At 36.6% G+C, this 12,302-nt stretch carries 11 protein-coding genes and 2 pseudogenes; 10 read left to right on the forward strand and 3 right to left on the reverse strand.

Annotation, left to right across the window (positions count from 1 at the left end):
• The first annotated feature begins 162 nt into the window (after positions 1-162).
• From C7K42_RS00555 to C7K42_RS00580, 6 genes are all read left to right on the forward strand, one after another.
• Positions 163-597: a VOC family protein gene (locus C7K42_RS00555; protein ID WP_014124463.1), complete on the forward strand. Its 435-nt coding sequence runs from the start codon at positions 163-165 to the stop codon at positions 595-597.
• 248 nt (positions 598-845) lie between these two features.
• Entirely contained in the window at positions 846-1,070 is a 225-nt protein-coding gene (gene nrdH, locus C7K42_RS00560; protein ID WP_014124464.1) for a glutaredoxin-like protein NrdH, read from the forward strand.
• Positions 1,071-1,181: 111 nt separating this feature from the next.
• Positions 1,182-3,344: a class 1b ribonucleoside-diphosphate reductase subunit alpha gene (gene nrdE, locus C7K42_RS00565; protein ID WP_069028787.1), complete on the forward strand. Its 2,163-nt coding sequence runs from the start codon at positions 1,182-1,184 to the stop codon at positions 3,342-3,344.
• A 25-nt stretch (positions 3,345-3,369) separates the two neighbouring features.
• Positions 3,370-4,338 carry a class 1b ribonucleoside-diphosphate reductase subunit beta gene (nrdF, locus tag C7K42_RS00570; protein WP_014124466.1) on the forward strand — a complete coding sequence of 323 codons (969 nt, stop codon included), beginning with the start codon at positions 3,370-3,372 and terminating at the stop codon, positions 4,336-4,338.
• A 303-nt stretch (positions 4,339-4,641) separates the two neighbouring features.
• The gene (locus C7K42_RS00575) at positions 4,642-5,073 is read left to right on the forward strand and encodes a GNAT family N-acetyltransferase (protein WP_069028788.1); all 432 of its coding nucleotides are present in this window, start codon (positions 4,642-4,644) and stop codon (positions 5,071-5,073) included.
• Between the two features lie 152 nt (positions 5,074-5,225).
• Positions 5,226-5,405, forward strand: a complete 180-nt coding sequence (locus C7K42_RS00580; protein WP_050989756.1) for a hypothetical protein — start codon at positions 5,226-5,228, stop codon at positions 5,403-5,405.
• Between the two features lie 973 nt (positions 5,406-6,378).
• On the opposite strand, the gene C7K42_RS13260 is transcribed toward C7K42_RS00580, so the two are convergent.
• A complete protein-coding gene (locus tag C7K42_RS13260; protein ID WP_268809245.1) occupies positions 6,379-6,624 on the reverse strand; it encodes an NAD(P)-dependent oxidoreductase in 246 nt (81 codons plus the stop codon).
• Entirely contained in the window at positions 6,611-7,330 is a 720-nt protein-coding gene (locus tag C7K42_RS00585) for an NAD(P)-dependent oxidoreductase (RefSeq protein WP_268809244.1), read from the reverse strand. The genes C7K42_RS13260 and C7K42_RS00585 overlap by 14 nt, the downstream gene beginning before the upstream one ends.
• 237 nt (positions 7,331-7,567) lie before the next feature.
• On the opposite strand from C7K42_RS00585, the pseudogene C7K42_RS00590 reads away from it, so the two are divergent.
• The 4 genes and pseudogenes from C7K42_RS00590 to C7K42_RS00605 all read left to right on the forward strand — a co-directional run.
• Positions 7,568-8,889 (forward strand): annotated as a pseudogene (locus C7K42_RS00590) (IS1380 family transposase).
• A gap of 302 nt (positions 8,890-9,191) precedes the next feature.
• Positions 9,192-9,470 (forward strand): hypothetical protein, encoded by a 279-nt coding sequence (locus C7K42_RS00595; protein WP_103099908.1) that lies wholly within the window; start codon positions 9,192-9,194, stop codon positions 9,468-9,470.
• Between the two features lie 124 nt (positions 9,471-9,594).
• Positions 9,595-10,956, forward strand: coding sequence for an IS4-like element ISTeha4 family transposase (locus C7K42_RS00600; RefSeq protein WP_124175374.1), 1,362 nt, complete (start codon positions 9,595-9,597; stop codon positions 10,954-10,956).
• 63 nt (positions 10,957-11,019) lie between these two features.
• Positions 11,020-11,730: pseudogene (locus C7K42_RS00605) on the forward strand (ornithine cyclodeaminase family protein); the annotation flags it as partial.
• 53 nt (positions 11,731-11,783) lie between these two features.
• Here the strand turns inward: C7K42_RS00605 and C7K42_RS00610 are convergent.
• Entirely contained in the window at positions 11,784-12,299 is a 516-nt protein-coding gene (locus C7K42_RS00610) for an SDR family NAD(P)-dependent oxidoreductase (RefSeq protein ID WP_234976210.1), read from the reverse strand.
• Between the last annotated feature and the right edge of the window lie 3 nt (positions 12,300-12,302).

The raw sequence follows: 12,302 nt of genomic DNA on the forward strand, positions 1-12,302 counted from the left end.
GTTGTCCAGCACCGTCATTTGCCAAAAAAGGCAAAGAAATGATTCAATAACATCAAAAAGACGCTTTCATTCGGCACGAAAGTTATCCACAAGCTTTTTAGAAATCATCCAGGTTAACTATTCTGTGTTAAACTTAAAAAGAAAAATTGGAGGTATTTATGTATGCATACTGGAGTGGAAGTGGATATTGTCGTAAATGACGCATTAAAGGCTTTTGCAACTTATCAAGAAATTTTTGCGACAGAATTGATCGAAAAAACAGATTTTCCTAAGGGACAAAATGAAGTGGTGTTTACGATTTATGATACACGTATTCATTTGCTAGATGAAAATCTTGACGCTGGAATGCAAGCGCCTAAAGAAACTGTGGTACCGATTTGGTTAAATGTAATGGTTCCTGATATCAAAGAAACTTTTCAACGCGCAATGGATCATGGCTGGCAAGAATTAATGCCGTTAACAAATATGTCTGACTTTGGTGTAACCAATGCTGTCGTGGCCGATACGTTTGGTTACCAATGGATGTTGCATCAAATTCATAAAGAAGTTTCTTTTGAAGAACGTCAAGCAATGTTTGAACAGGGAATGGATGAATAATGTTTTGTTGAGATGACTTTCACAATTAGAAATTTTTAAAGAGTTGAAGAGATTTTTTTATGTAAAAAAGATAAGGCAAAGCCCTCATTTAACAGTAAAAGACTTTTAAAAAATTGTGAATAAAACACAACAATTAGTGTTCCTCTGATTCACAAACACAAGATATGGTATTTTTCTATTGACTTTTGTTTATTACTCATTATATGATAGACACAGTTAATCAAACGAAATACCAAGGAGGAACGACTATGAATATTACACTGTTCTCTAAAAATAATTGCATGCAATGCAAAATGACAAAACGCTTTTTAGCTGAAAATAATATTAATTTTGAAGAGGTTAATATCGATAATGAACCTAACGCATTGGATTGGTTAAAAGAGCAAGGTTTCCAAAGTGTTCCAGTAATTACTTCAGATGCGACTACGGTGGTTGGGTTCCGTCCTGACCAGTTGCGTCAACTAGCAAGTTAATTCTTTCTTTGAACAAATTCAAAAAAGACTGGGATTTGTCCGTCACTTCTGACTCACAAGTCCTTGTTTTTTATTTTTTTCCCATTATTTTATAGATAAGGTTGTGTATGCATGAGTTTAAAAACATTAAAAGATGTCAGTTACTTTAAACTTAATAATGAAATTAATCGCCCGGTGAATGGTCAAATTCCGCTAAATAAGGATCAGGAAGCTTTAGAAGCTTTCTTTAGAGAAAACGTAGAACCAAATACAATGAAGTTTGATTCTGCTATAGATAAGATGAATTATTTGGTCGAAAATGAGTTTTTAGACGAAACGTTTATTCAAAAATATACGCCAGAATTTTTGGAAGAGTTTTATGCGTTTTTAGATAATCAAAATTTCCGCTTCCATTCTTTTATGGCAGCTTATAAGTTTTATTCCCAATATGCTTTAAAAACGAATGATGGTAGCCAATATTTGGAAAGGTTTGAAGACCGCGTAGCGATTAATGCTTTGTATTTCGCTGATGGAGACGAACAGTTGGCGCTTGATCTAGCAGATGAAATGATTCATCGACGTTATCAACCGGCAACCCCTTCATTTTTAAATGCCGGAAGAAAACGCGGTGGAGAATTGGTTTCTTGCTTTTTAGTACAGTTAACCGATGATATGAACGCTATTGGTCGTGGTATTAACTCGGCGCTACAACTTTCTCGCATTGGCGGCGGTGTAGGCATTACATTGTCTAATTTGCGCGAAGCTGGTGCACCTATTAAAGGTTATGAAGGCGCCGCTAGTGGTGTTGTACCCGTTATGAAATTGTTTGAAGATAGCTTTAGTTATTCAAATCAATTAGGTCAACGCCAAGGTGCGGGTGTGGTTTACTTAAATGTTTTCCATCCAGACATCATTAGCTTTTTATCCGCTAAGAAGGAAAACGCTGATGAAAAAGTTCGTGTGAAGACATTATCTCTAGGTGCAATTGTACCGGATAAATTTTACGAGCTTACAAGAAAAAATGAAGACATGTATTTATTTAGCCCTTACAGTGTTGAAAAAGAATACGGCGTCCCATTTTCTTATGTAGACATCACAGAAGAATATGATCGTTTGGTGCACAATCCAAATATTCGCAAAACCAAAATCCGTGCGCGTGAATTAGAAGATGAAGTTTCAAAACTACAACAAGAATCAGGTTATCCTTATATCATTAACATTGACACGGCTAATCGGGCCAACCCAATTGATGGTAAGATCATCATGAGTAATTTATGTTCTGAAATTTTACAAGTACAAAAACCTTCAGTCATTAATGGCAAGCAAGATTACGAAGTACTTGGTACAGATATCAGCTGTAATTTAGGCTCAACCAATATTGGCAACTTAATGGACAGTCCTGATTTTGGAAAATCTGTGCAAACCATGACGCGTGCTTTAACTTTTGTGACAGATTCTTCAGATATTGACGTTGTCCCAACCATTCAAAATGGGAACCATTTAAATCATACCATCGGTTTAGGCGCGATGGGCTTACACAGTTATTTTGCGAAAAATCATATGGAATATGGTTCTCCTGAATCTATCGAATTTACGGATCTTTATTTCATGTTGTTAAACTACTGGACATTAGTTGAAAGTAACAACATCGCAAAAGAACGGGGAACAACTTTCCATAACTTCGAAAATTCGGATTACGCTGATGGCAGCTATTTTGCTTCCTATATTGCAGATGCACCTCAACCAAAATCTGATAAAGTACAATCTTTATTTGAAGGAGTCTTTATTCCAAGTGCAGAGGATTGGCAAGCGCTTAGCGACGAAGTGCAAAAATATGGTTTGTATCACCAAAACCGTTTAGCAGTTGCGCCAACGGGTTCAATTTCTTATATTAATGACACAAGCGCTAGTATTCATCCAATTACTCGTTTAATTGAAGAACGGCAAGAAAAGAAAATTGGGAAAATTTATTACCCAGCTGCTCATTTAGATAATGATACAATTGGTTACTACACTTCAGCTTATGATACCGATATGCGTAAAGTGATTGATATTTATGCTGCAGCACAAAAACACGTAGACCAAGGCATGAGTTTAACACTGTTTTTACGTTCGGAAATTCCTGAAGGGCTTTACGAATGGAAGACAGATACGAATAAACAAACGACACGTGATTTGAATATTTTAAGAAACTATGCTTTTCATAAAGGCATTAAATCCATTTATTATGTACGTACGTTTACTGAAGATGAAGAAGAAATCGGCAGCAATCAATGTGAAAGCTGTGTCATCTAAAGTTTAGAAACAAGGAGGCGCAAAAATGGCAAACACTTATTATGAAGCCATTAATTGGAACGAAATCGAAGATTTTATTGATAAATCAACATGGGAAAAGTTAACTGAGCAATTTTGGCTAGATACGCGGATTCCTTTGTCAAACGACTTAGATGACTGGCGTAGCTTAAGTGAACAAGAAAAACAACTTGTGGGATATGTATTTGGTGGTTTAACTCTATTAGATACCATACAATCTGAAAATGGGATGGAGCGTCTTCGCGAAGACGCTCGCACACCGCATGAAGAAGCAGTTTTAAATAATATTCAATTTATGGAGTCTGTTCATGCGAAAAGTTATTCTTCAATTTTTACCACTTTGAATACGAAAGCGGAAATTGATGATATTTTTGAGTGGACTAATACTAATGAATATTTGCAGAAAAAAGCCGAACGTATCAATGAAATCTATAAAAATGGTTCACCTTTACAAAAAAAGGTAGCCAGTGTCTTTTTGGAAACTTTCCTATTTTATTCAGGTTTTTATACACCGCTGTATTATTTAGGAAATAACAAGTTGGCAAATGTGGCAGAAATTATCAAGTTGATTATCCGCGATGAATCAGTTCATGGTACCTATATTGGTTACAAATTCCAATTAGGATTCAACGAACTTTCTGAAAAAGAACAAGAAGAAATGAAAAATTGGATGTATGATCTTCTTTTTGAATTATATGAAAATGAAGAACATTATACGGAACAACTTTATGACGATATTGGCTGGACCGAAGAAGTAAAGACCTTCTTACGTTATAATGCCAACAAGGCTTTGATGAATATGGGGCAAGATCCGTTGTTCCCTGATGGCGCGAATGATGTCAATCCGATTGTTATGAATGGGATTTCCACAGGAACCAGCAACCATGATTTCTTCTCACAAGTCGGTAATGGTTATTTGCTTGGAACTGTTGAAGCGATGAGTGATGATGATTATATGATAGGATTAGATGATTAGTTAATAAAATTTTGCGCTAGGTATTTTATGTTTAACTTAACGATAAACATAAAATACCTAGTTTTTTTGTTTCATTTGAAAAATATTAATAAATAACTGCTATTGGAGGCAACTCTGCAAACTTGCTACCAATTTAACTTATTGGAGGTAGATTAAAAAAGTTGCCACCAATAATTATATAAAAGTGGAGGAATGTAGGGATAAATATGGATCATTTTATCTTGATACAAATTAATATAGAAATTTCCCCTCTTTATGATTTATACTTGAATAAATTATAGAAAAATTTACTTAGGAGAAAATATGTTAAGCAATAAAATTGCGACACAGCAAGACGAAGGACAAATTATTGCCTTATGGGACAAAAGCGTGACAGCTACGCATGATTTTTTAAGTCAAGAAGATAAAGTTCGAATTCGGAAAGAAATTCCAAGTTATTTTCCTTTTTTAGATATTCGACTTTGGTATGATATGGATAATTTGCTAGGTTTTAGCGGTCAAAATGAAAAATATTTAGAGATGCTTTTTATCGATCCCCAATTTACAGCTAAAGGTTATAGAACAGCTATTTTGCAAGAACTAATCACAAAATATGGTATTACTGGTGTTGATGTAAATGAACAAAATACTGTGGCTAAGAAATTTTATTTGAAAAATGGCTTTCTGATTATGGGTCGTTCCAGTGTAGACGGTCAAAACCGTCCATACCCTTTACTGCACCTAACTAATAGCTGAACTGGGCTAGTCCCTCTACATGATGCGTCTTTTCTATTAGAAAGAACTGCGACTTGGTTTGCAGAAAAATGGAAGGCCTCTATTACAAGTTATAAAAAAACATACAAGACTGTATTAATAACTCTAACACCGTGCCCCAGTGGTATGTAGGCATGAATGCTAAAGACGAGATTATTTTAGGAGCAGGAGTAATTGGAAATAACTATCATAAACGTAAAGATTTAACGCCTAATGTATATGCGTTGTACGTGGAAGAAAACTATTGGAAACAACGATTAGCTTCGATTATTTTAAATTTTATTCGTCAAGATTTTGAGCGAAGCGAGCGGTAGACAGTTTTTGTTTATAAATATTGCTTATGATTATATACGTTAGCTAGGCTCTATGTCTGAAAAGAGGTTCAGCAATTGTGTCTTCGACTTTCCATTTCCTCTGTTTTTTATAGTCCTTGCTTTTCAAATTTAGTTTATATTTAGAAACACTAAACTATAGTTTTTCTATAAGTGGGTAATCTATTTTCTAAGCGGTAAACATCAAAGATAGAGAGTAAAATCCAAAACGACTCCCTATGTTTGAAAAGATAGGGAACGTTTCTCAGATTTACTCCCTGAGAAATAAAAGACAGGGAATAGATTGAAAAAAGACTACCTGTTATTAGTGTAAATTAGCATAAAATTATATAATTATGGCAAAAAAGAAGAAACATAGGGGTTGAATAGCTGATTTACTCCCTATGTTCAACATGTTAGGTAGTAAAATTGCAATTTAACCCCTGAAAAGCCAAAGATAGGGAACGTTTCGTTAATTGACTCCCTGTAAATTGATAGAAACTATATCTGAAGTTTACTTTCAGAAAACGAGCTTTCTTTTTAGTTAAAAAGCTCCGCTACTTCATTTACAGGTTTTTTCAAAACCTTCCAACATTTAATGCTGTCTTTGATACTGCAGGAATTTTAGATCGTACGGACATTCTTAAGTAAGGGGGAGAACTGATCACGGTAAGTGATGACGATGTTAGTAATGAAGTAAAACAACATATATCGTTTGCCAAACAAAACCATGTGTCTATTAATCAAAGAGACTTACAAGACACAATTCAGTTTACTCTAGATAAAAAATTATAAACAAGGGTAACGGCAGTTTATTCCGTCAATGAAATTCAAACCGCTTTAAAAGATGCTAACCAAAGCAGTAATAATGGAAAAACCGTGATTGTCTTTTGAGAAAAACAACCCCAGCTTTTGTAAGAACTCAATGACAAAAGCTGGGGATTTTCCTATTTAAAAATATATCGTAGCTAAACGATTAATCAACACGATTAATAGGTTCACCTTTGGCAAAAGCCGTGATATTATCTTGAATCAATGAAAGCAGGCGTTTTCTGGTTTCTAGACCGCGCCAACCCATGTGAGGCGTTATGATAACATTATCCATATCATATAGCGGGCTATCATCAGGCAGTGGTTCTTTTTCTTGGACGTCTAAACCAGCGCCAGCAATGTCTCCACTTTGGATGGCTTGAATCAGTGCTTTTTCATCAACTAAAACCACCACGTGCTGTGTTAATTAAATAAGCTGTTGATTTCATCATAGCTAAGGTATCTTCATTTATGGTATGTTTAGTTTCATCGTTTAAAGGACAATTCAGCGAAACAAAATCGCTTTGTTTAAATAATTCTTCTTTGGTAGTAAAGTGGACGCCATCTTGGTCTTCTCTAGGTGTACGAGTCGCTACTAAAATCTTCATACCTAAAGCTTGGGCGATTTTGATAATTTCTTTACCTACATTACCATAACCAATCACACCTAATGTTTTCCCATTTACTTCCATATGTTCGACCATAAGATGTTTTTGGAAATTATCATGATTGCCTTCTGCTAACATGCGAATTTGTTTTTGCATGGAGCTAGCTAAGTTTAAAATAAACATGATGCCCGTATGAGCCACTCTTTGTGTACTGTAAGCTGGAATATTACATAAAGCAATTCCTTTTTCATGAATTGCATCCATATCGATATTATTAAAGCCAGTACCAGCCTCACAAATCATTTTTACGCTATCGGGAAATTGACGAATAATGTCTCCAGGTACAGGCATCTCTTTTGTGACGACGATATTGAACCCATCGACACGTTCCAAGATTTTTTCTTTAGGCGTTTCATCATAGACAACAACTTCAGAAGCAATGTTTGAGTAATCAACATTCCCATCGTAATTTACGACACTGCCGTTTAATACCACTGTTTTATCATTCATTATTATAAATCCTCCATTTCGACTGAAACTATTATTACGACTTCATTTTAATATTTATCGTTGTTAATTACAATTAAAGCCCTCCTGAATGATTTATAAATTTTTCCCAGGATCATTCAATCCTTGGCATGTGCTTTTTTCTAAAGGTTGAGTTGCTTCACCTTCTGGGTGTACAAAAAGAACGCACTTCGTGTTATTGTAAAGTCAACGAAACATAACAATAAGGAGTGCGTTCTTATGTCTTTCACTTTACAACAAAATTCTCTTACATTCAATAAGCAAAAAGCCATCTTGATCGCCAATGACGGTGGCACCTTAACCAATGACGCGGGGCTCGTCTTACTTTCGGAGTTTCTAAATCAAATTCGTTTTGATTCCCTGTTAGCGCAATACGTTCATATTCCAGAGTATCGTGCCTTCGCCCAACATGAATGGCTGGATGTCGTAAAACAATGGCTATATCAATTGATCGCTGGTTATTCTCGAGACCGAGACGCCAACACCTTACAATATGATCGCCTTTTTAAGGAAGCATTGAAACAAGAACGCCTTAGTTCGCAATTTATGATGTCTACTTTGCTTCATACCTTGACAGAAGAAAATGTTAATCAACTATTACAAGTGGCGAAAAAACTTGGCGATTTAGGCATGGACCAGCAAAACAGCCAACAACTCGTGCTTGATCTGGATTCCACCTGTTGTCCCACTTACGGAAAGCAAGAAGCAGGGGAATATATTTACCACTATGGCCTCAATGGGTATCATCCATTTGTGGCATTTGAAGGTTTAACCGGATTGGCATTAGATGTTCGCCATCGTCATGGCAAATCTTATACCTCCACCCACGCCGAAGATTATCTCGTAGAAATGTTGGCGCATTACCAACAACGTTCGAGTGATCCCACAATGCTTGTACGCGGGATAGTGGCTTTGCCAAACCGGAAATTTATAAACAATGTGAGTGTCGAGGCGCCCATTATGTGATTAAATTGAAAAATAACGTACGGTTGATTCATTATGCGCAACATCTTGTCCAATATACCAACGGTACGGACTACACAAAGTCCGAACATCAATATTTTAAGATGGCTTATCAAGCAGATTCTTGGGACCGATCTCGAACAGTAGCCATCAAGGCTACTCGAAAAGCCGAAACTTTACTTTTTTCCGAATTTCAATTTGTGGTGACCGATTTCGCTCATCTTTCGCCCCAAACCATTTTTCAGCTCTATCAAAAACGAGGGAATATGGAAAACTTCATTAAAGAAATGAAGACCGGATTTTTCGCTGATAAAACGGACAGTCCTTCCTTTTTAGCGAATAAGGTTCGCTTAGCCCTAAGTTTTATCGCCTATAATATCATCCACTTGATGAAACAGCTGACTTTTCCGCAAGAGAAAAAGACGACGGTGATTGACACGATCCGTTTTCAACTATTTCATATTGCTGGAAAAGTCACAGAACACGCGCGTCAAGTGCAAATTCACTTATCAAGTACGAATGTTTACAACACGCTTTTTTGGGAAGTCCTTACACGAATTCAGCGATTGAATCTCTAGTTTACTTTTCCCCTTTTCCTCTTGATAAAAAAGGCTTGGCTTTCATTCTCTAGGAAGAATTTTATCTTTTTTTAGCGTCGTTCGATCATCCCTTTCTATTCTTTATTCAAAAGCGGCGATAAAAAGGGAAAATAACATAAAAGTCACCTCGTTGAACAGTCGAATGCGTTATCCACAAATTTTTATAAATCATTCAGGGCCCTTTTTACTTATTAATTTAATAGACAAAATTGAAAACGTTTTTTAAAGGTGTTAGGAGATGTTATACTATGATTAATAATTATCAAAGGAGGAATAATAAAGTGCTTAATATTTCCGAAAAAGATATAAAAGAATATTATTCGATGGAAGAGTGTATGAAAGCAGTTCAAGATGCTTTTCGTTTATTTTCCCAGGGAAAAGTAGAGGTTCCTTTAAGAACACAAATTAAAAATGAAGAGGGTACAGGGACCTATTTATGTATGCCGGCTTACTGCCAGGAGTATGACGCTTCTTGTGTTAAAGTGTTAAATATGTTTCCAGGAAATGTAGAAAAAGGATTGCCTACCATTAATGCCCAGATTTTAGTTACTAAAACTTGAAAGTTCAAAAATACAGTTCATCCCTTGATAAATAAACGTTTTTTGATACAAAAATAGCATGAACGACTCAAAACTTGGTATAATAGAATTACCAAAAAACCAATAACCAAGGAGTGTTCATGCCATGTCAATTATAACACAAAAAACGTCAAATTCAGAAAAAATTTCTACCTCTGTGTCTGATTTTTTTCATCGGTTCCATGTAGCTTCTGCGTTGAAAAAATCAAACGCAGTCCATAAAAGGGGTTTTTCGGTTCCTGTTATTTTTTCTTTTTTATTGGCCTCGATCTTTACCAACGGTTCTACCTATCGGTTTTACCAAAAGCAAAAGGAACAGCTATCATTTTCAGATAAAACATTTCGCAACGTTTTGAATGATCCGCACATTCATTGGCAAAAATCACTGATCTTAGTGGCTAAATCCGTCATTACTTTCCTACGTCCATTGACGGATGATGCCCGAAAAACCACATTTATCGTGGATGACTCCATGTATACCCGCTCGAATGCGAAAAAAGTGGAATGTGCCGCTTTACAATACGACCATGCCAAGAAAAAATATTTCAAAGGATTTCGTTATTTACAATTAGGCTGGAGTGATGGCAACAGCTTTGTCCCCGTCGCTTTTTCCTTGCTCTCCGGGAAAAGAAAGCTCCAATCTGATCTTGATATCGGGGACCAACGCACGAATAGGGGGAAACGTAAAGCTCAAGCGCTTCGTAAAGGCACAGAAGTGACACTGGAACTGCTTCGATCGGCTTTGAACCAAGGGATCCATGCGGATTATGTCTTATTCGATACTTGGTTTTCCAGTCCCAAAATGTTCCAACAGATCCGTGACCTGAAATGCCACTGCGTAGCGATGGTCAAACGTAGTCAAAAGATCTACTACCGTTATCAAGGCCAAAAGATGGATGTCAAAGAAATCTTCAAACGAAATAAAAAGCGCCGCGGTCGTTCTCGCTATCTTTTGAGTGTCCAAGTAGAAGCTGTCGTAGAAGGGAAAATCCTTCCCATTAAGTTGGTATATATTCGCAATCGCAATAAACGAAACGACTATTTGGTCTTAGCTTCGACCGATATCGATCTGACCGAAGACGAGATCATTCAGCTCTATGCTAGACGCTGGTCGGTGGAAGTCTACTTCAAGATGTGCAAACAATACTTAAAATTAGCCAAGTACCAAGGGATTTCTTATGACGGGATCTTTGCGCATACGACACTGGTAGCTATCGGTTATATGATCCTAGCGGTGCAAGAACGTGAAAGTAAAGACGACCGAACGCTTGGCGAGTTATTTTATCTTCTCATTGATGAGCTTTCTGAGCTTTCTGTATCGGAAGCCATTCTGCAATTACTCGTTTTATTCCAAGAAGCTTTTGCGGATGAATATGTTTTGGATGAAGCCGTATTAAATAACATTATCGAACAGTTCCTTGAAAAACTACCTTCCTCTATACAAAAACAGCTCAAGCAAGCAGGTTGAAGTTAATTTTGTGCATGAGATCCTTGGTATACCAAGGGATACGTATCGAAAAGTAGGTTTCAAGTTTTAGTTATGGATACTGAAACTGGGGTAATTAATGGCTTAGTGGATGGAACATATGTGACGCAGCTAAGAACAGGAGCTGCTAGTGGTGTAGCATTTAGATTATTAGCCAAAAGACACTGTGAAATCGGCGCTTTAATCGGTACAGGCGGGCAAGCAGCCACACAACTTGAAGCCATGTTAACAGCAAAAGAGCTAAAAGAAGTTCGTGTTTATGACCTTGATTTTGAACGGGCGAAAAATTTTGCAGAAAGCATGCGTAAATCTTTAGCAAAATTTCCAACTGAAATTATTGCCGTGGCAGATGCTGATGAAGCCATTGATAACGCTGATTTAATCACAACGGTAACTTCTTCTACGCAAGCGGTTTTTGATGGAAATAAAGTAAAAGCTGGTGCTACGATTTCAGGTGTAGGCTCTTATCAACCACATATGCAAGAAATCCCAGTTGAATTATTAAAAAGAGCTTCAAAAATATATTTTGACTCACAAGAAGCAGTCTTAGCTGAAGCTGGAGATTTACTTGTGCCATTAGATAAAGGAGAAATAACTAAAGATAAATTTACAGGTGATATCGGTCAGCTTGCAAGCAATGAATTAGTAGGCAGAGAAAACGATGAAGAAATTATTCTATTTGAAACAGTGGGAATTGCTGCCCAAGATTTGATGACTGCTAAGTCGATTTTTACAAAAATACAAGAAAATGATTAGAATGACAAATTCCTGCCTGTTTTATTTTTAGGCAGGAATTAATATTGGAATAATTAAGGTAAGCTCAATTTAGTTGTTCTACCACCGTCCACAGTAAAGACTTGTCCGGTGATAAAGCTTGCCTCATCCGCTGCTAGAAAAGCGACAAGTGCAGCGACTTCCTCTGGGGTGCCACTACGACCAATAGGATGAATTTTTCCGATATTTTGCTTAAAAGTTTCTGCATCAGAAGAATTTTCAATCATATCAATATTTAATGCTGTATCGATCCAACCTGGTGCAACAGCATTACAACGAATCCCATCCTCACCATGGTCTACAGCAACAGCGTGAGTTAAGCCTTGAATGCCAGCTTTTGAAACGCTATAAGCGACATGTTTAGGATTGGAAGCTTGTCCCTCCACTGATCCTGTGTTGACAATATTGCCTTTCGTTTGTCGTAAATAGGGAAGCGCTGCTTTAATCATTAAAAAAGGCGCAGTAAGATTGATGTTCATGTTTTTTTGCCAATCTGTAAGCGACATTTCTTCGATACCTGCTTCTACCATCATCCCAGCATTATTAATCAATAT

Origin of the sequence: Tetragenococcus halophilus subsp. halophilus DSM 20339, assembly GCF_003841405.1 — a bacterium.
Classification (GTDB): Bacteria; Bacillota; Bacilli; order Lactobacillales; family Enterococcaceae; genus Tetragenococcus; species Tetragenococcus halophilus.